This window comes from Pseudomonas sp. S2_B07 (assembly GCF_054668435.1).
Genome location: NZ_CP162769.1, coordinates 217,464 through 237,220, shown reverse-complemented (window position 1 = coordinate 237,220; position 19,757 = coordinate 217,464). Strand labels below are relative to the sequence as shown.

The 19,757-nt window shown below is 59.4% G+C and carries 18 protein-coding genes; 12 read left to right on the top strand and 6 right to left on the bottom strand.

All coding sequences use genetic code 11. The features are described from left to right. Positions 1-161: 161 nt before the first annotated feature. The 3 genes from AB4N43_RS01205 to AB4N43_RS01195 all read left to right on the top strand — a co-directional run bounded on the left by AB4N43_RS01205 (position 162) and on the right by AB4N43_RS01195 (position 2,291). Positions 162-725, top strand: a complete 564-nt coding sequence (locus AB4N43_RS01205) for a TetR/AcrR family transcriptional regulator (RefSeq protein ID WP_460152868.1) — start codon at positions 162-164, stop codon at positions 723-725. 56 nt (positions 726-781) lie between these two features. Next, positions 782-1,258 carry a nuclear transport factor 2 family protein gene (locus AB4N43_RS01200; RefSeq protein ID WP_027923033.1) on the top strand — a complete coding sequence of 159 codons (477 nt, stop codon included), beginning with the start codon at positions 782-784 and terminating at the stop codon, positions 1,256-1,258. 253 nt (positions 1,259-1,511) lie between these two features. After that, positions 1,512-2,291 carry a TSUP family transporter gene (locus AB4N43_RS01195; protein WP_027923032.1) on the top strand — a complete coding sequence of 260 codons (780 nt, stop codon included), beginning with the start codon at positions 1,512-1,514 and terminating at the stop codon, positions 2,289-2,291. Here the strand turns inward: AB4N43_RS01195 and nudC are convergent. The 3 genes from nudC to AB4N43_RS01180 form a co-directional block, all read right to left on the bottom strand. After that, the gene (gene nudC / locus AB4N43_RS01190) at positions 2,259-3,089 is read right to left on the bottom strand and encodes an NAD(+) diphosphatase (protein ID WP_059182900.1); all 831 of its coding nucleotides are present in this window, start codon (positions 3,087-3,089) and stop codon (positions 2,259-2,261) included. The two genes, AB4N43_RS01195 and nudC, sit on opposite strands and share 33 nt — an antisense overlap. Positions 3,090-3,095: 6 nt before the next feature. Continuing rightward, positions 3,096-3,908, bottom strand: coding sequence for a crotonase/enoyl-CoA hydratase family protein (locus AB4N43_RS01185; protein ID WP_027923030.1), 813 nt, complete (start codon positions 3,906-3,908; stop codon positions 3,096-3,098). A 150-nt stretch (positions 3,909-4,058) separates the two neighbouring features. Then, positions 4,059-4,832: a class I SAM-dependent methyltransferase gene (locus AB4N43_RS01180; RefSeq protein ID WP_460152865.1), complete on the bottom strand. Its 774-nt coding sequence runs from the start codon at positions 4,830-4,832 to the stop codon at positions 4,059-4,061. Positions 4,833-4,990: 158 nt separating this feature from the next. Here AB4N43_RS01180 and AB4N43_RS01175 point away from each other — a divergent pair, with 158 nt between their 5' ends. From AB4N43_RS01175 to AB4N43_RS01165, 3 genes are read left to right on the top strand one after another with little or no spacing between them, the layout of a single operon-like run. Then, a complete protein-coding gene (locus tag AB4N43_RS01175) occupies positions 4,991-5,533 on the top strand; it encodes a tetratricopeptide repeat protein (protein WP_027923028.1) in 543 nt (180 codons plus the stop codon). Between the two features lie 55 nt (positions 5,534-5,588). Beyond that, positions 5,589-6,086 (top strand): RNA polymerase sigma factor, encoded by a 498-nt coding sequence (locus AB4N43_RS01170; protein WP_460154189.1) that lies wholly within the window; start codon positions 5,589-5,591, stop codon positions 6,084-6,086. Next, positions 6,083-6,850, top strand: a complete 768-nt coding sequence (locus AB4N43_RS01165; protein ID WP_027923026.1) for an anti-sigma factor family protein — start codon at positions 6,083-6,085, stop codon at positions 6,848-6,850. The genes AB4N43_RS01170 and AB4N43_RS01165 overlap by 4 nt, the downstream gene beginning before the upstream one ends. Before the next feature lie 53 nt (positions 6,851-6,903). Here the strand turns inward: AB4N43_RS01165 and AB4N43_RS01160 are convergent, their stop codons facing one another. Together AB4N43_RS01160 and AB4N43_RS01155 are read right to left on the bottom strand one after the other, a co-directional pair. Then, positions 6,904-8,205 carry an ATP-binding protein gene (locus AB4N43_RS01160; protein ID WP_460152863.1) on the bottom strand — a complete coding sequence of 434 codons (1,302 nt, stop codon included), beginning with the start codon at positions 8,203-8,205 and terminating at the stop codon, positions 6,904-6,906. Between the two features lie 4 nt (positions 8,206-8,209). Beyond that, a complete protein-coding gene (locus AB4N43_RS01155) occupies positions 8,210-8,911 on the bottom strand; it encodes a response regulator (protein ID WP_027923024.1) in 702 nt (233 codons plus the stop codon). A 294-nt stretch (positions 8,912-9,205) separates the two neighbouring features. Between AB4N43_RS01155 and AB4N43_RS01150 the strand changes: the two genes are divergently transcribed. The 6 genes from AB4N43_RS01150 (at position 9,206) to AB4N43_RS01125 (ending at position 16,854) form a co-directional block, all read left to right on the top strand. Continuing rightward, a complete protein-coding gene (locus tag AB4N43_RS01150) occupies positions 9,206-10,363 on the top strand; it encodes an efflux RND transporter periplasmic adaptor subunit (RefSeq protein ID WP_027923023.1) in 1,158 nt (385 codons plus the stop codon). A gap of 14 nt (positions 10,364-10,377) precedes the next feature. Further along, a complete protein-coding gene (locus tag AB4N43_RS01145; RefSeq protein ID WP_059182898.1) occupies positions 10,378-13,476 on the top strand; it encodes an efflux RND transporter permease subunit in 3,099 nt (1,032 codons plus the stop codon). Between the two features lie 250 nt (positions 13,477-13,726). After that, the gene (locus tag AB4N43_RS01140; RefSeq protein ID WP_460152860.1) at positions 13,727-14,545 is read left to right on the top strand and encodes a hypothetical protein; all 819 of its coding nucleotides are present in this window, start codon (positions 13,727-13,729) and stop codon (positions 14,543-14,545) included. An 88-nt stretch (positions 14,546-14,633) separates the two neighbouring features. After that, positions 14,634-15,275 carry a DUF1345 domain-containing protein gene (locus tag AB4N43_RS01135; protein WP_027923020.1) on the top strand — a complete coding sequence of 214 codons (642 nt, stop codon included), beginning with the start codon at positions 14,634-14,636 and terminating at the stop codon, positions 15,273-15,275. 76 nt (positions 15,276-15,351) lie between these two features. Further along, complete coding sequence (locus tag AB4N43_RS01130; protein ID WP_194940098.1) at positions 15,352-16,191, top strand: AraC family transcriptional regulator; 840 nt, start codon at positions 15,352-15,354, stop codon at positions 16,189-16,191. Positions 16,192-16,242: 51 nt separating this feature from the next. Continuing rightward, entirely contained in the window at positions 16,243-16,854 is a 612-nt protein-coding gene (locus tag AB4N43_RS01125; protein WP_460152858.1) for a LysE family translocator, read from the top strand. Positions 16,855-16,916: 62 nt separating this feature from the next. On the opposite strand, the gene AB4N43_RS01120 is transcribed toward AB4N43_RS01125, so the two are convergent. Then, positions 16,917-19,574: an autotransporter outer membrane beta-barrel domain-containing protein gene (locus tag AB4N43_RS01120; protein WP_460152856.1), complete on the bottom strand. Its 2,658-nt coding sequence runs from the start codon at positions 19,572-19,574 to the stop codon at positions 16,917-16,919. Positions 19,575-19,757 lie beyond the last annotated feature (183 nt).

Sequence of the window (19,757 nt, the reverse complement as noted above, 5' to 3'; positions counted from 1 at the left end):
CCTGGGTCTTGTTACCGTCTGTAATGGCCCCATCGCGAGCAGGCTCGCGCCCACAGGGAAACGCATTCCAAGTGTAGGCGTGAGCCTGCTCGCGATGGGCAATAACAGACAATATAAATTTTATATTGACCAAGGAGAACGTACGTTCTACTGTTCGCCACATGAACGAATTAACCAGCAACACTACGCGCGACATCATTCTGGATGTCACCGAAAAGTTGATCTATAAAAGTGGCATCGCCGCCACCGGCATGGACCTTCTGGTGAAAACCGCCGGTGTCTCCAGAAAAAGCATCTACCGCTACTTCGCCAACAAGGAGGAGCTGACCGTCGCAGCCCTGCAACGCCGCGATGTGCGCTGGATGCATTGGTACAGAACTGCCGTCGATCAGGCTGAAACACCGGCCGACCGCCTGCTCAACCTGTTTACCGTGCTCAAGGCCTGGTTCGCCTCGGAAGGCTTCCGCGGTTGCGCCTTCATCAATACCAGCGGCGAAACCGGCGACCCGCAAGACCCGGTCCGCCTGGTCGCCAAGGAACACAAACAGAAGCTGCTCGACTACGTGCGCGAGCTCTGCACCGAACATGGTGCCAGCGATCCGGAGAACACGGCCAGACAGCTGCTGATCCTGATCGACGGTGCCATTACCGTGGCGCTTGTCATGGGTGATCACAGTGCCGCCGATAATGCGCAATGCATGGCGCGAAAGTTATTGGACCTGTAACACTTTATATAAGCGTGACAATGTGTTTGAACGTTATTTTTATTGGGAGACTTTACATGTCTAACGCTGAAGTTCGTCCGCCATTGCCCCCTTTCACCCGCGAGTCGGCCATCGAAAAAGTTCGCCTGGCCGAAGACGGCTGGAACTCTCGCGACCCGCAACGGGTATCGCTGGCTTATACACTGGACACCCAATGGCGCAACCGCGCCGAGTTCGCCTACAACCGCGAAGAAGCCAAAGGTTTCCTCACCCGCAAATGGGCCAAGGAGCTGGATTACCGCTTGATCAAGGAACTCTGGGCCTTCACCGGCAACCGCATTGCCGTGCGCTATGCCTATGAATGGCACGACGACTCGGGCAATTGGTTCCGTTCCTACGGCAACGAGAATTGGGAGTTTGATGAAAACGGCCTGATGGCTAACCGGTTTGCCTGCATCAACGACCTGCCGATCAAGGAAAGCGAGCGCAAGTTCCACTGGCCACTGGGACGTCGGCCGGATGATCATCCGGGGCTGTCCGACCTCGGCCTGTAAATTCACCCAGATCCAATCTGTAGGAGCGAGCCTGCTCGCGATTGCGGTGTATCAGTCACTGTATATATCGACTGACACTCAGCCATCGCGAGCAAGCTCGCTCCCACAGGGGACGATGGTGTTGCGCAGATCCCATGTGGGAGCAAGCTTGCTCGCGATGGGGCCAGACCAGTCGCCGCAGAAGTCGGATCTAGGTAAGATACCGCCCCTTCCCCGCAGCCCTTTCCTGCACCCCGCCGAATAAGCCGATTCCATGCCTTTCGAACTCAGCGTTGACCTCACCACCCTGGCCATTCTGGCTGTCGTTGCCTTTATAGCCGGCTTCATCGACGCGATTGCCGGGGGCGGCGGCCTGCTCACCACGCCGGCACTGCTCACCGCCGGCCTGCCGCCGCACCTGGTGCTGGGCACCAACAAGTTGAGTTCCACCTTTGGCTCGGCCACCGCCAGTTTCACCTTCTACCGACGCAAGCTGTTCCATCCCCGACAGTGGGTGCATGCCATCGTCGGCACCCTGATCGGCGCATTGACCGGCGCCATCGTCGCGCATTACTTGCCGGCCGAGTGGCTGAACAAAATGCTCCCGGTGATCGTCTTCGCCTGCGGCGTGTACCTGTTGTTCGGCGGTACACCCAAGGCACCGCTGGACAGCGATGCACCGATCAAGAAAAAGTGGCAATCGACCCAAGGCTTCAGCCTCGGTTTCTACGACGGTGTGGCCGGTCCCGGCACGGGTGCATTCTGGACCGTCAGCACCCTGCTGATGTACCCCATCGATCTGGTGAAGGCCAGCGGCGTGGCGCGCAGCATGAACTTCGTCAGCAACATTGCGGCGCTGTCGGTGTTCGTGTTTTCCGGGCAGGTGGACTGGATCATCGGCCTGAGCATGGGCGTGTCGGTGATGGCCGGCGCATTCTTCGGCGCTCGCACCGCCATCAGCGGCGGCGCGAAGTTCATCCGTCCGGTGTTCATCACCGTGGTACTGGGCTTGACCGTGCGGTTAGCCTGGCAACACTGGTTCAGCGTGGCCTAAGCGCCGCGCCACGTAGACGTCGATCAGGTACCGGGCAATCGAGCGTGACGCCGGCAACGGCGGCAGCGCGTGGACGTTGAACCACTGGGCGTCTTCGATTTCATCTTCCTGACAGACAATCTCGCCACCGGCGTACTCGGCATGGAAGCCGAGCATCATCGAATGCGGGAACGGCCAGCACTGGCTGCCCAGGTACTGGATGTTCTTGACCTCGATCTGCACTTCCTCGCGAACCTCGCGAATCAGACAGTCCTCAGCCGACTCACCCGGCTCGGCAAACCCGGCCAACGTGCTGTAGACCCCGCTGACAAAACGCGGCGAACGCGCCAGCAGCACTTCATCGCCACGGGTCACCAGCACGATCATGCTCGGCGAAATCCGAGGGTAATAGCGCAAATCACAAGGCTCGCAGTACATCGCCCGTTCACGCGGAACTTGCGTCGCCTCCTGCCCACAATTGCCGCAGAAGCGATGCTCACGGTACCAGGTGCCAATTTGCGCGGCATAGCCGAGCACCTTGTACACCGTGTGATCGCCCTCAAGCATGAACGCCCGCAGGCCTTTCCAGTTGCAACCCGCAACGTCGCTGGCGCTGCGCAGTTCCAGCAGATAGACCGGCTCACCGTCGAGATGGCCGATGCCGTGTTCGGCGAGAATCGGCAAGTCCTGACGCTTGAGCCATTCACGCGGGAACAGCGCGCCATTGTCATCGAACAGGAAGCCTTCCGGGCTGCGGGCCACGGCCCAGCCGCCGGGTTGATCGGTGTCCAGTACTGCAGTGGTCCAGCGAGAAGTCATGTTTAATCAGTCCAGAAATTCGGGTTTCTGTTTGCTCATATGGGCGGCCATGGCCACGCGCAAATCGGTGGATTGCAGCATGGCGGCGTTCCAGGTGGCGACGTATTCGAGGCCGTCGTCGATGCGGTGGTCGCGCATGTAGCTGATCATCTCTTTGGTGCCGGTGACCGCAATCGGCGACTTGCTGGCGATTTCCCGGGCAATGCCCATGACGCCCTCCAGCAGGCTGGCAGTGTCGCTGTAGACGCGATTGACCAGGCCGATGGTGCGCGCTTCCTCGGCGCCAAACGTGCGACCAGTGTAAGCCAGCTCACGTAGCATGCCGTCACCGATGATACGCGGCAAGCGTTGCAAAGTGCCTACATCCGCCGCCATGCCGATATCGATTTCCTTGATCGAGAATTGTGCGTCTTCGGCGGCGTAGCGCATGTCGCAGGCGGCGATCAGATCAATCGCACCACCCAGGCAATAGCCTTGAATCGCTGCCAGCACCGGCTTGCGGCAATGGTCGACGGCATTGAAGGACGCCTGCAGGGCGAGAATCTTGCGGCGCAGCAGGCGTGCATTGCGGCCGACGTCCTTGCCCAGTTCATTGGCCACGCCAGCCAGCATCATCAGGTCGATGCCGGAGGAGAAGTGCTTGCCGGCACCGCTGAGGACTACCACGCGCGCTTCATCGGTGTCGTCGATCCACTGGAAAATCTCGATGATCTCGCTCCAGAACGCGGCATTCATGGCGTTGATCTTTTCCGGACGGTTGATCTGCACATGGGCGATGTTGTCGGCGAGTTCGACGGTGAACGCGGTGTACTGAGACATGGCAGTGATCCTTTTACCGGGCAAAAAATGAGGTCCGGACTATAACAAGGCATTGGCGGGGGGAGTAAGGCAGTGGTTCGGCCAAAAGCGGGACTCTGCAGGGATTTGTGCTGTCTGGGTGAGCCTGCTCGCGAAGGCCACACCACCGATCTAACTGCCCTTAACCGCGACGAACGCCGCGGTCTCATAAGGCACCGTCACCACATCCCGCCCACGCAACGCCGGCTCCCCGGCAATCAACGCCCGAACCTGCTCATCCACCCTCGCCCGCTGCGCCTGCGGCAACGCCGCAATAAAACTGGTTGAACGCACTCGATTGAAAATCACATCCTCAGGCGCCCCTGTATGGCCATGGCTGAAATGCTGCGCCTGCAACGACCCAAACGCCGGGTGAGGAAACGCCTGGCGCCAGGCACCGGTGTAATAGCGCGGCGTATCGCCTTCCAGCGCATTGACGATCGCATCCAGTTTCGGCACCCAACTCACCCGGGTATCGCGCACGTTCCACACCAACCCCAACCGCCCACCCGGTTTCAGGACCCGGGCAATTTCGGTCAGCGCTTCGGCACTGGCAAACCAGTGGAAGGCCTGGGCGCAGACCACCACGTCCACACACGCATCCGGCAGCGGCAGATCCATGGCAGTGCCGCTCACGGCCAACACCTCGGGATGAGCCAGGGAGAGTTTTTCCAGCATCTGCGGTACGGGCTCAACGGCAATCACCTGCGCCCCGGTCGCCAGCAAGCGGCCGGTGAATTTGCCGGTGCCGGCCCCCAGGTCGATCACGGTGCTGTCCGCGTTCAAGCCCAGCGTACCGGTCAACCAGTCGGCTACGGCCGGCGGATAGTCCGGGCGGCCGCGAACATAGGTGTCGGCGCCGGTCTTGTATCCCGCCGCTGCAGAATGATGAACGTGGTCTTTCATGGCAGTTCTCCGCTGGACAACGAATGCTGTCGAGCATAGCGCCAAGGTTTAAGCTTTCCTTGTAATGATCAGCACAAAGAAATGAATAATTGTTCACGCTGCGGTGTTCTTGTATCAGCACCACGAACGATGGTGGATCAAACCCTGGAGCCTTGCCCATGAACCTGCGTTTTGCTGTTTTCACCGCCCCGCTGCTGCTTGCCGGTTGTCTGACGGCAGCGCTGACCAGTTCCCTGGCCCTGGCCCATGGCGACGAAGATGAGCCCGCCAAACCCAACTGCCCGAAAGGCCAGGTCTTCGATTCCAAATCGCAAAAATGCCTCAGGCAGACCAGCAGTCTGGTGCCGGATGCCGACCGCACCAATTACGCCTATCGTCTGGCCAAGGACGGTCGCTACGAAGAAGCCCTGGCCCTGCTTGATACACTGAAAGATCCGAACACGGCCAAAGCCTTGAACTATCGCGGCTACGCGACGCGTAAACTGGGGCGCACCGACGAAGGCATCGGTTACTACCTGCAATCGGTCAAACTCGACCCGCAGTATGCGCAAGTGCGCGAGTACCTCGGCGAGGCCTATGTGATCAAAGGCCGACTGGACCTGGCGCAAGAACAGTTGCAGCACATCAAATCGATTTGCGGCAGCACGTGCGAGGAATACCAGGACCTGGCCGAAGCGATAAACGATTCATCGAAAACCTGACACTGATTAAACGACGGAGGTCGCTATCGCCAGCGATCATGCAATCAGGGCCGAACTGGGCCAACATCTAGCGCGATTGTGGCGCTATGGCTTGCTGCTGTCCCGGCAACGGCATGTGGCCGAAGACCTGGTGCAGGCGACCTGCGTGCGGGCGCTGGAGCGTGCCGGGCAGTTTATCCCCGGCACGCGCATGGACCGCTGGCTGTTGAGCATTCTGCATTCGATCTGGCTCAACGAAGTGCGCGCCCGCCGGGTGCGCCAGGGTCAGGGGTTGGTGGACGCCGAAAGCCAGTTATCGTTTGACGGCGAGCACGCGGCGCAAACCCATGTGCGCGCAGCCCAGGTGATCAGGCGTGTCGACGCGCTGCCCGAAGCCCAGCGCGAAACCGTGTACCTGGCGTACGTCGAAGGCTTGTCGTATCGCGAAGTCGCCGAGGTGCTGCAAGTGCCCGTCGGGACGGTCATGAGTAGGCTGGCCGCTGCACGGGTGAAACTGGCCGAATATCCACCGCTGCATGCTGTACCGAACCCTTCCTCGGGAGAACGTCGATGAACGAACGCGCCGCACCGTCGGACGAGCAACTGGTGGCCTACCTCGACGACCAGCTCGATGCCGAGCAACGCGCCCGCATCGACACGGCCATCGCCGAGGACTCGGCGCTCAACCTGCGCCTGCAATGGCTGGCCCGCAGCAGCCTGCCGTTCAAGGACGCGTTTGCCCAATTGTCGCAACAGGCGCCCATCGATCGCTTGCAGTCCATGCTCGACACCTTGCCTTCGCCTGAACGTCCGTCGATGGATCGTCGCTGGTTTCTGGCGGCCGCGGCCGGGTTGGTGGTCACCAGCGTGGTGGCGGATCGCTTGTTCCTCGGCTGGCAATTGAGCCAGGAAAAGAACAACTGGCGCGGGTTGGTGGCGGATTACATGTCGCTCTACGTGCCTGAAACCCTGGAACACTTGCCCAGCGATGAAGCCACCCAACTTGCGCAACTGCGCTCCATCGATACGCGCCTGGGCCTGAGCCTTGCGCCCGCGAAGCTGACCTTGCCGCGCGCTGAGTTCAAGCGTGCGCAAATCCTCGAATACGATGGGGTGCCGATTGCCCAGATCACCTACCTGGACCCTGCGAATGGCCCGATGGCGTTGTGCGTCACGCTCTCCAATAGCGGCAGCCGGCACTTCGCCCGTGAGCGTCGGCACGGCATGAACGTCGTGTATTGGGCGGACATGGAACACGCATGGATGCTGATCGGGCACAACCCGGCGGCGGAACTCGAAGACATGGCCAAGTTATTGCGTACGCGACTCAGCACATAGTTCTATAGCAGCTGTCGAGCCTGCGAGGCTGCGCAGCTGCTACAAAGAACGCGTCAGGGTTGGGCGGGCAGCCACAAGCGGAAACGTGCACCGCCTAGCGGGGACGGTTCGACCGTCAGGGTGCCGCCCTGCGCCTCCAGCGCCCGACGGCTGATCGCCAACCCCAACCCAAACCCGCCCGTGGCCCGGTCGCGGCTGCGGTCCAACCGATAAAACGGTTCAAAAATCCGCTCACGCTCGTCATCCGGAATGCCGATCCCGTCGTCATCCACCCAGATCTCACAGCCCTTCGCACACACCTGCACGCCAACCTGAATGCGTTTTTCGCAATAGCGCATGGCGTTGCGTAACAGATTCTGGATCGCGCGGGCGGTCAGGCGCGGGTCGAGGGTGAAGCGTTCGAGTTGGCCATGAAGCAGCACATCCATCACGATATGCGGCGACTCCAGCTCTTCATCAACGCTGCCCAGAATGCTGTCGATAAACTCGTCCAGCGCGACTTCAACCTGCTCCGGCACTTGCGCCGGGTTTTGCAGGCGGCTGTAGGACAGCAATTCCAGGACCAATTCATCCAGCTCACGGATGTGCGCGACCAACCCTTGCAAGCGCTCGCGACTGGTCACGGGCAGGTCATCGGACAGCGCCAGCGCCAGGCCAAAATCCAGGCGGGTCAGCGGTGTGCGCAGTTCGTGGGATACAGCGTTGAGCAAGTCGCGCTGCTGGTTCAGCAGGTTTTCGATGTCGCCGGCCATGGTGTCGAAGACATTGGCCAGGCTGCCAATGTTGGAATGTCGGGAAATCCGTGTGCGTTCGCTCAGATGGCCTTTGCCGAAACGCTCGGCGGTGCCTTTGAGGCGTTCCAGATCACGCCAGTGCGGGCGCAGCCACAGCAGCAGGCAGGCGAGCATGGTCGCCCCGATCAGGACGTTGATGCTCCAGTACAACAGGCTGACGTCCATCGGGTCCGGCGGCACGATCATTTGCACCACCGTTTGCTCGTTCAACGGCGCCACGGCGAGCGTGCGCCAGCCCCAGTCGCCGATGCGCACCACGTTCTCGCCGCTTTGCAGGCGTTCGCGCTCGTACAAGGTGAAATCCGGGTCGTCATTGCGCGTCAACGCGATGTGCAGCGGGGCGAAATCCTTGTCCATCTCGACCGCCAACGCCGGCCATTGCGCTTCGGGCACGGCGTGAAACTGTTTGACGATGAGGGTTTGCAAGCCGCGCGAATAGTCGAGGTTGTAGGTGACAAAGCGTTCATGGAAGACCTTGATCACCAGGTCCGGCACCAGGTAAATCGCCGCGCTGAACGAGACGATGGTCACCAGATACAGGCGAAACAGAATCCTGAACATCGTCTCAGCATTCCCACTCGGAACGACTGAACAGGTAGCCCTTACCCCACACCGTCTTGATCTTGCGCGCTTCACCGGCGTGGTCGTCAAACTTGCGCCGCAACTTGGAAATCGCCACGTCCACCGAACGGTCGGTGCCGTTGAATTCGATGCCGCGCAGGCGTTGCAGGATCTGGTCGCGACTCAGCACTTCGCCGGCATGACGGGCCAGCACCACCAGCAGGTTGTATTCGCCGCTGGACAGCTCGACCAATTGCTCACGCCAGGTCACCGTGCGCTCCGACAGGTCGATGCACAGGTTGCCCATGAGGATGCGGTCGTTGGCGGTTTGCGGCTCGCCAAGGCTGCTGCGGCGCAACAGCGTGCGCACGCGGGCCAGCAGGACGCGGGGCTCGCAGGGCTTGGTGACGTAATCGTCGGCGCCCATTTCCAGGCCCAGGACTTGATCGTGGCTGTCGTCGCGGGCGGTGAGCATCAGGATCGGCAGCGTCGCCGAATCCGCCCGCAGCAAGCGGCACACTTGCAGGCCGTCGAGGCCCGGCAGCATCAGGTCGAGGATCACCAGGTCCGGCGGATTGACCCGCGCACGCTCCCGCACATGATCGCCACGGCTGATCACGCTGACCGAATAGCCGTTGCGTTCCAGGTAGCTGGCGATCAGTTCGGAGAGCGCGGTGTCGTCTTCGACCAAGAGGATGTTGGGCATGGGGTGTTCCAGAAAGTGCTGTGGCGACGGATCGGGCGCTATCGCGAGCAAGCTCGCTCCCACAGTTGATTGGGGATGTTCACAACATCTGTGTCTACACCAAATCCCTGTGGGAGCGGGCTTGCCCGCGATGGCGGCTTGACCGTCGCAAAAAATATCAAGTCGCCAAGGATATACGCCCTCACCCCCGCTTGAGTAAAACCCTTACACAATTTCACACAGCACCAACAAAGCTTCACCGCTACCCTCGTCCGCTCCCCGTAGGATGCGGGTGGTCATTATTGGGGTAATTCCATGTCAAAGAATCTGTTCGCCACGCTCGGCCTGCTTGCATTGGCGCTGACGCTGAGCGCCTGTGACAAGTCCTCCACCGCCGAAGAACAGGCGCCGCTGGCTACCGTGCGTATCGAAACCATCGAAGCCCGCCCCCTGTCGATCACCAGCGAATTGAGCGGGCGGATTGCTGCGCCGAGGATTGCCGAAGTCCGCGCCCGTGTCGCCGGCGTCGTGTTGCAACGCACCTTCAACGAAGGCAGCGATGTGAAGAAAGGCGACGTGCTGTTCCGTATCGATCCGGCGCCCTTCAAGGCTGACCTGGACAGCGCCGAAGCGGCGTTACGCAAGGCCGAGGCCAATGCGTTCCAGGCCCGGTTGCAAGAGCAGCGTTATGCCCAACTGATCGAAGGAAACGCCATCAGCGGCCAGGATTACGACAACGCCCGCGCCAACGTCCGGCAAACCGCCGCCGACGTCGCCGCCAACAAAGCCGCCGTGGAACGGGCGAAGCTCAACCTCGGTTATGCCACCGTCACCGCGCCGATTTCCGGTCGCGTTGGCCGTGCGCTGGTGACCGAAGGTGCACTGGTCGGGCAAAACGAAACCACGCCACTGGCGCTGATTCAGCAGCTCAACCCGATCCATGCCGATCTGACCCAGTCCACCCGCGAACTCAATGACTTGCGCCGCGCCTTTCGCTCCGGCCAGTTGCAGCAAGTCGGCCAGGGCCAGGCCAAAGCCACGTTGATCCAGGACGATGGCAGCCTCTACCCGCTGCCGGGCAAGCTGTTGTTCACCGACATCACCGTCGACCCGAGCACTGGCCAGATCATCCTGCGCAGCGAATTCCCCAACCCGGACCTCGACTTGCTGCCCGGCAGTTTCGTGCGGGTGCGCCTGGAACAAGCGGTGAATCAGCAAGGCATCAGCGTGCCGCAACGGGCGATCCAGCGTGACAGCGCCGGCATTGCCCACGTGTTGCTGCTGGACCCCGAGCAGCGCGTCGGCCTGCAACCGGTTGAACTGGGCGCGGTTCAGGACGATCGCTGGATCGTCACCGGCGGCCTCAAACCCGGCGACCGCATCGTCACCGAAGGCCTGCAACACGCACGCCCCGGTGAACACGTGCAGATCGACAGTTCCCCTCTTCCACTTGCCCAGGTTTCCGGGCAGTAAGCAGGACGCTTTTTATGCCGCAGTTCTTTATTGATCGCCCGGTGTTTGCCTGGGTGGTTGCCTTGTTCATCCTGCTGGCCGGCGCATTGGCCATTCCGCAGTTGCCCGTGGCGCAGTACCCGGATGTCGCCCCGCCGCAAATTGAAATTTATGCCCAGTACCCGGGCGCTTCGGCGCAGACCGTGGACGAAAGCGTGGTCAGCCTGATCGAGGAAGAACTCAACGGCGCCGATCATTTGCTGTACTTCGAGTCGCAAAGCAGCCTCGGCAGCGCCACGATCAAGGCGACCTTCCAACCGGGTACAGACCCGGAGATGGCCCAGGTCGACGTGCAAAACCGCCTCAAGGTCGTGGAGTCGCGGCTGCCGCAAGCGGTCAATCAGCAAGGCCTGCAAGTCGAGAAAGTCTCCGCCGGTTTCCTGTTGCTGGTCACCCTCACCTCCAGCGACGGCAAACTCGACGACGTGGCGCTCAGCGATTACCTGGCGCGCAACGTGATGAACGAGATCAAGCGCCTGGACGGCGTCGGCAAGGCGCAGTTGTATGGTGCAGAACGGGCGATGCGCATCTGGATCGACCCGCAGAAGCTGATTGGTTTCAACCTGACCCCGGCCGACGTCAATGCCGCCATCGTCGCGCAGAACGCCCAGGTGTCCGCCGGCAGCATCGGTGATTTGCCGACTCGTACTACACAGGAAATCACCGCGACGATTCTGGTGAAGGGCCAGTTGTCGACGCCGGAAGAATTCGCCGACATCGTGCTCAAGGCCAACCCCGACGGTTCCACCGTGCGCATTGGCGATGTCGCGCGGGTCGAGATCGGCAGCCAGGAATACAACTTCTCCACCCGCTTGAACGGCAAGCCGTCGACCGCCGTCAGCGTGCAACTGGCGCCCGGCGCCAATGCCTTGAGCACCGCCACGTTAGTCCGCGCGAAGATGGATGAACTGTCGCGCTACTTCCCGGCCGGCGTGGAATACAAAATTCCCTACGACACCTCGCCGTTCGTCAAAGTCTCGATCACCAAAGTGGTTTACACCCTGGGCGAGGCAATGCTGCTGGTGTTTGCGGTGATGTTCCTGTTCTTGCAAAACATCCGTTACACGCTGATCCCGACGCTGGTAGTGCCGGTCGCGTTGATGGGTACGTTTGCGACCATGTTGGCGCTGGGCTTTTCGATCAACGTGCTGACCATGTTCGGCATGGTGTTGGCCATCGGCATTCTGGTGGACGACGCCATCGTGGTGGTGGAGAACGTGGAGCGGATCATGGCCACCGAAGGCCTGTCGCCCAAGGAAGCGACGCGCAAGGCAATGACGCAGATCACCGGGGCAATCATCGGCATTACCCTGGTGCTGGTGGCGGTGTTCATCCCGATGGCGTTCATGCAGGGTTCGGTCGGGGTGATTTACCAGCAGTTTTCATTGTCGATGGCCACGTCGATCCTGTTCTCGGCATTCCTCGCACTGACCTTGACCCCGGCGCTGTGCGCGACGTTGCTCAAACCGATTGCCAAGGGTGAACATCACGAAAAAACCGGGTTCTTCGGCTGGTTCAACCGTGGCTTCGAACGCTTGACCGATCGCTATCAAGGCTGGGTTGCCTATGCGTTGAAACGCACCGGCCGATACCTGCTGATCTATGGCGTGCTGCTGATCGGTCTGGGTGTGTGTTTCAGTCGTCTGCCCTCCTCGTTCCTGCCGGTCGAGGATCAGGGGTACACCATCACCGACATTCAGTTGCCACCGGGCGCGAGCAAGAATCGCACGGTGCAGGTGGTTGAGCAGATTGAAGCGCACAACGCCACCGAACCGGGGATTGGCGACAGCACGATCATTCTCGGTTTCAGTTTTTCCGGCAGCGGGCAGAACGCCGCGCTGGCGTTTTCCACGCTCAAGGATTGGTCTGAACGCGGCAGTGACGATTCGGCGAGTTCGATTGCCGACCGGGCCAACGTCGCGTTGAGTCAGATCAAGGACGCCGTGGTGTTCTCGGTTCTGCCGCCACCGGTTGACGGCCTCGGCACCTCCAGCGGTTTCGAGTTCCGTTTGCAGGACCGTGCTGGCCTCGGCCATGCCACGCTGATGCAGGCGCGCAGCGAACTGCTCGCAGCGGCCGAGAAGAGCCCGATCCTGATGAACGTGCGTGAAAGTGCCTTGGCCGAAGCACCGCAAGTGCAACTGGAGGTCGACCGCAAGCAAGCCAACGCGCTGGGCGTTTCTTTTGCCGACATCGGCAATGTGCTGTCCACCGCTGTCGGCTCGGCCTACATCAACGACTTCCCCAATCAGGGCCGGATGCAACGAGTCGTCGTGCAGGCTGAAGGCGATCAGCGCAGTCAGGTGGCTGATCTGCTGAAGATGCACGTACGCAATACCCACGGAAAAATGGTGCCGTTGTCGGCCTTCGTCCAGGCCAATTGGACCCAGGGCCCGGCGCAACTGACCCGTTATAACGGCTACCCGGCGATAGCCATTTCCGGTGAACCGTCGCCGGGTCACAGCACCGGTGAAGCCATGGCGGAAATCGAGCGGTTGGTCGCACAAGGGCCCGCGGGACTGGGTCAGGAATGGACCGGATTGTCGTTGCAAGAGCGATTATCCGGCAGTCAGGCACCGATTCTGCTCGGCCTGTCGCTGCTGATCGTGTTCCTGTGCCTGGCCGCACTGTACGAGAGCTGGTCCATTCCGACCTCGGTGCTGCTGGTGGTGCCGCTTGGCGTGCTCGGCGCGGTATTGGCCGTGACCTTTCGCGGAATGCCCAACGACGTGTTCTTCAAGGTCGGACTGATCACCATCATCGGGCTATCGGCTAAAAACGCGATCCTGATCATCGAGTTCGCCAAGAGCCTCTATGACGAAGGGCATGACCTGATCGATGCCACGCTGCAAGCCGCACGGTTGCGGTTGCGACCGATTGTCATGACGTCGCTGGCATTCATTCTGGGCGTGGTGCCTTTGGCAATTGCCACGGGCGCGAGCTCGGCGAGCCAGCAGGCGATAGGCACCGGCGTGATTGGCGGGATGATCACGGCAACGCTGGCGGTGGTGTTTGTCCCGGTGTTTTTCGTGGTGGTGATGAAGTGGGTCAGACGATTTAACAAAAACCACTGAACCACTTCATTCTATAAACCCTGTTTTTTAAGCCAACTATCCCCCGTGAACTGTCAAATCTGACAGTTCACGGGGTTCGCATTCCTCTTTACGCTGGGTTCAACACTCGACAACGTCGTCGAGCACGCAATGAACCCGAGCGAAGGAATGCCCAGATGAAAAAATCAGCCCGCCCTACACCAAACGCCACTATCGGAACGTGCACCGCAGATCTTGGCGAGCGCGGAAAGTTTGTGGGCGACGAAAAAAAATGAAGTTATACAAAGATCCCGGTGAAGGTCGCTGGTATGCAATGGCCACTCATAACGTCGAGAAAGATAAACCGCACTATTACGATCTCGCCTTCGTCATTCCTGATGAGGGTAATGTGGCCGACAAGGTTTACGAAATTGATGACGACTTCCACAACCTGAAGACCGTCAAAGCCACCTTTTGGGAGCGCAATGGACCAGGCGCCGAAGCGTTTATAGCCAAGTCGGGGCGTTTGACCTTCACCATCAACGAAAGCACTGGGAATGCCACCGCTACCTTCGAGTTTCAGACAGACAAACAAGTCACTGTGACCGAAGGGAAGTTCGACCTGGAAGGCTTTGATCCAAGCCTGATGGTGTCGACGGAGCACAAAGCCTCCGAGAGCTTCACCGCTGACATTCAAGACGGCGAGTTCCCGAAAAATTACAGTGCTGTTGAATTTTCCCTCACCCGGCAAGAGGGTAACGAAATCAACTTTCCACTGGCGCATTGGTTGGGCTGGTCCAAACAACCCGGCACGCCGAATGCCGTCATTTCCCTGTTCGTCGCCACTACGCTTGATGCCAACAAGGAATACACCCTCAGTCGCAACAGCAATGAAGTTCGGGCGATGTACATCGATTTTGATGCCTCCGGGATACGGAGTTACCTCTCCATAGGCGGGACGCTCAAGCTCGACTCCATCCCACTCGAGGATTCATCCTTGTGTGTCTTGAAGGGTTCTATCGAATTCGAAGCCGAACGCTCGGACGGGTCAAAAACCATCAGCGTGAAAAAAGGGCTGTTCCATTTCGACGGCACAAAGCATCCGGCTTGAGCATTTTGATAAAAGGCAAAAGCTCCGAACTTGCCGCATCACTCACGGCAGGGCTATGGTGCTGCAAAGCCCCTGACCGTGAGTCTTCATGCCCTTCCTCGCGCGCACCCACCCTCGCCTGTCCGCCGCCGCTACCCTGGGTGTCGCGGCAGGCATTCTGGCTCCGGTCGATTCGATCATCAGCAAAATCCTTATAGGCTGGAATGTCGGGGTGTGGACTTACCTGATCCTGATGCTCTGGCTCGCCGCCCGCGCCAAAGCGCCGGATGTAAAGCGTATTGCCGAGATTGAAGACGAAAATGCCGGCCTGGTGTTGTTCGTGGTGAGCATCGCCGCGCTTGCCAGCCTCGCGACCATCACCTTCGAACTGGCCGGCAGCAAGGAGCTGGAAACCACCCGCAAGCTCCTGCATTACGGCTTCACCGCGCTGACGATCATCGGTTCATGGCTGCTGATCGGGGTGATTTTCAGCGTGCATTACGCTCGCCTGTTCTACACCTGGGACGGCAAGGACCTGGCGCTGCGTTTCGCCGAAGGACTGGAAACCCCCAATTACTGGGACTTCCTGTACTTCTCTTTCACCATTGGCGTGGCGGTGCAAACCTCGGATGTCGGTGTGGCGACACGGGGTATTCGCAAAATCGTGCTGGCGCAATCGTTGATCAGTTTTCTGTTCAACACGGCGATTCTGGGGTTTTCGATCAATATTGCGGCGGGGTTGTTTGGCTGATGGCTGCACAAACGTTCTAGTCATTGTTCCCTGCGTGGGTGTCAAATAAGTCGGCAATCCGTTTCGCAGGTGCAGCATGACCCATCACAACTGGATCGACCTGGCTCAAGACGCCGACACCGGCATCGAAACCCTGCGCGCCCATTTCGAGGGCCACGCTTACGATCCGCACTGGCATGACAGCTATCTGGTGGGCGTGACCGAGCAAGGTGTCCAGCAGTTCAATTGTCGGCGCACCCGCCACCAAAGCACGCCGGGCAAGGTATTCCTGCTGGAACCGGGGGACATTCATGACGGTGAGGCGCCGACGGAGGATGGTTTCACCTACCGCATGTTGTACCTCGACCCACTGTGGTTGCAGCAGGAACTGGGCGCCGTTTTCGAACATGCCCCCGACCATAGCCAATTGAGTTTTGCCACCACCCTGGCCAGCGACACCCGACTGGCTCAGGCCACCAGTCTGGCCTTTCAGACACTGCATGGAGGCGAACTGAAGATCGTGCGCCAGGCCGCCCTCGACGGTTTACTCGGACGCCTGACCAGCCACCTGCGCTGGCGCGCCCGTTATGCCGAAGACCCGCGCCTGCCGCTGGTCGCGCAAAAAGCCCGGGAGTACTTGCACGCCAATGCTCAATACGACATCGGCCTCGACCAGGTGGCCGCGGCAACCGGTGTAGACCGATACCGCCTGACCCGCGCCTTCAAGGCAGCCTACGGCCTGGCGCCCCATGCCTATCTGGTGCAATTGCGCCTGGCCACTGCCCGACGCCTGTTGGCCCGTGGCGCACAGCCGGCGACGGTGGCGATGGAACTGGGTTTTGCCGACCAGAGCCATCTGGGGCGCTGGTTCGTTCGGGCGTATGGTTTGACGCCGGCCATGTACCGCAAGCGCTGCTCAAATCTTCCAGACGCTTGAAACGTACTTTGTGAGGATCAGCTTCTGAAATCATTCACGGAGCCCATTCTCATGCCGTCCACTTTCCTTACGATGTTGCCCTTTGTGCTGTTCGCTTTTGTCGCCTCCATTACGCCGGGGCCGACCAACATTCTGGTCATGAGCAACAGCGCTCGTTATGGTTTCAAAGCCGCATTGCCCATTGTCTTCGGCGCTTGCACGAGCGCCGGCTTGATCGTGTTGGCGGTAGGCAACGGCATTGGTGAAACGTTGGATAAGCTGCCGCTCATTGAATCTTTTATGAAGTGGACGGGAGTGCTCTGGCTCAGCTATCTGGCCTGGCAGATTTACCGCTCGCCGGCCATGCTCCCCCACACAGAGCACGCCGCACCGCACAAAGTCGGACTTTGGGCCGGTGCCAGCCTGCAACTGGTCAATCCTAAGACCTGGATGATGGCGTTGGCCGTCATCAGCGTGTTTGCAGGCTCCGGGGAAGATCGCCAGGTACGAACGCTTTGTCCTTCGATGATCTTTTTTCTGGTTGCGTTGCCGTGCATGGGATCCTGGGCCCTGCTGGGCGCGGGGTCAGCCAAATGGATACGTTCGTCCAGCGCCATGAGACGCTTCAATCAATTCATGGCGTTTTTGCTGTTGGGATCGGCCTGGCTGAGTGTGCTGGCGTAACGTGAACCGGACAGAAAAAAATGCCCCGACCGAGGTCGAGGCATTTTTTCGCTGATTGATCATCAGAAGAAATAGCTCACTCTCAAGCTACTGCTCCAGTCCTGATTGACCGTCGTCCCTTGACTGCCGCCCACCTGACCGGACACCTGCCAGTTGCGTTGCGCCGGCGTCCACTTGAGCCCGGCGCCATACTCGAAAGAGCTACTGGCCCGGTCATCATCAAAGCTGTCGTCGTTGATCTTGATTTCGTTGGTTTTCACAAACTCATGGTTGAGCGCCGTGGACAGACTCGGCTCCAACGTGCTGCCGTTATCGAGCGCAATGACGCGGCCGCCACGAATACCCACTTTGCCCTGCAACGAACGCATGGTATCGGCGCTGACTTCGAGGCCATTGTCGAGCTTGTAGTTATCGCTTTGAGTGACGCCTGTCGAGACCTGGAATTGAGGCTCGATGAAGTAGCCATTTTTTAGGTAGATATGTTTGCCCACGGCCACCGAACCGCTTGCGCCCAAGGCCTTGTAGTCGCCCTTGGCCCGGGAGCCATCACTCATGGTCACTTTGGCTTTGTTATCGAACTGGTTGATTTTGGCCATGACATTGACGAACACACCACTTTCAACATCGAAGGTACTGCCGTAAACCCCGGCATTCAGGCTGTCGACAATGGCACTGGAACCGTACTTCAGGTCGATGTTGGTACGGCTCGCTCCGACGAACCCGCCCAGCACCCAAGAGCGTCCGCCCAATTCGACGACCGTATCGGCACCACCGGTGATACCGGTCTGGTTCTGGGTGTATCCATCGCCATAGGCGTTGTCGACATTGTACTGGTTGCCATAAGTGCGGACCCAAACGCTGTTGCTCAGGTTCACCGCGCCGTCATCCATCGCACGCATTGAGGCGTCGGGGCGGATGCTGAGACTACGATCGCCCACCTGGTCGTTGAGCATGGCCGCTTCGGCGTTCAACACGCTGCGCGCACTGCCGGCCAGAGCCAACGCGGTATTGCTTGAAGTACTGACCGTTTCCTTGTCGGGATTGAGGTACAAACCCTCACCTTCCTTCTCCAACCGATACACAAAAGTGCCTGCATCGACGGTGGAGCGATTGGCCAGCGAAAAGTGCGCGTTGCCGGCCGCGATGTTACCCACCTTCACCGGCTCGGCCGTGACCGGCGTAGTGCCGGTCGCAGCGATTTGCAGTTTAAAATCCCCGTTTGCGTTTTGGGCGTCAAGGAAATCGGTGGCGCCGTTGCCGAGGTCGGTGCCCATCACGATCATGCCCTTACCCGAAAGATTAACCACGTTCAGTTGCTGGAACTGCTCGTTGGTCCCCATGCGAACGACACCATCATTCAAGGCAAGATTTTCCAAGGCGCTGTCGCCAGTCATCACCCACTGCGCGGCGTTATTGATATTCACATTACGGGAATTGTTGATCTGACCGGTCAACACCGAACCGTTGTCCAGAAGCACGTTGCCATTGGTGCCGGTTACGACATTACCCGTCATGTTGCTGCCATTGTTCAGCGTCAGGCTGGAAACATTGTCGACATTGCCCTTGAGCGTAGAAAGGTTATCCAGCAGTACGTTGCCATTGGTATCGGTGAGCACGTCACCGGTCATGCTGCTGCCGTTGTTCAGCGCAAGGCTGACGACATTGTCGACGTTGCCGTTGATGACGGAGCCATTGTTCAGGCCGACCGTGGCAGCCGTTCCGGCAACCGCCTGCACATTACCGTTCAACGTGCTGCGGGAATCGAGGCTGACCCGCGTAACGTTCTGCAGATTGCCATCAATAGAGGCTGCGTTTTGCATCAACAGTGCGACGGTGCTGCCGGTATCGGCAATGACATTACCGCTTAATGCACTGGCGTCGACGGTGAGGTTGGCCGTGGAGCGATTGGTCGCCAGGAGCGCCGTGCCATTGCCGCCGATCAGTTCCGTGCCGTTGAGAACATTGATGGTTGCGACCGATCCCGCAGCACCGGACGAGCCCAGCACGATTGCTGAACCTGTTCCTCCTGTCACGCGGCTACCATTGAGCGTCACATCGCTCGCGTTGACGCCGGTCGTGTCGGTAATGATTTGCAGGCCATCTTGCTCACCGGAAATAACGCTCCCAGTCGCCGATAGCGTTGCGCCGCCCAATTGCACGCCGTAACTGGTTGCTCCGGTGCCGCGAAGGGTCGAGTTTTCGACATTCAATACCGCGAAACCCACCGCGTTTGCACCTCCCAAAGCGCCGGTGATCGTACTGCCCCCCTTGACCGTGGCACTAGAAGATACCGGCGTGTTGATATTGCGCCCCAACAGCACACCAAAACTATTCCCGCTGGTGATGTTCGTGTTGTCAATTGTGGCAGTACTGTCGATCAGCTGAACCGCTCCCCTGCCGGTCGTACTATTGACGTTGGCTCCAGAGATGTTCAGCACCGAAGTATCCGCACTGATGCGCTGGCTTTGGCCACCGTTAAAAACGACGGTGGCTTTTTGTGAATCAATAGACAAGGTAGTTGCGTTATTGATCGTCAATGTTCCCCCTTGAGATACCCCCCAACTTTCCGGCGCGGGTGGATTAGTCACTACTGCGCTTTCGCCTGGCAACAGTGTTCTGCTGTAGGCGTCGGGAGTGGAAACGAGAACAGTCGCAACTGCGGTCGTAATCAATGTTCTTTTAAAAAAAACCGGATATTTAAAACACGAAAAAAAATACATGAAGGACTCCTCAAACCTGCACAATCACACAAGATTTTTCTGGCAGAATAAAAGTCCCACCAGAAGCGCCAGGCAGCCTAAAGATAAAAATTAAATTCTGATGTAGGAAAAATCCTTGTTCATTGGAAAATGATCCTCCAATGGCGTGCCCTTCATCAGATCCTGCCTCCGCTCAATGGAAAA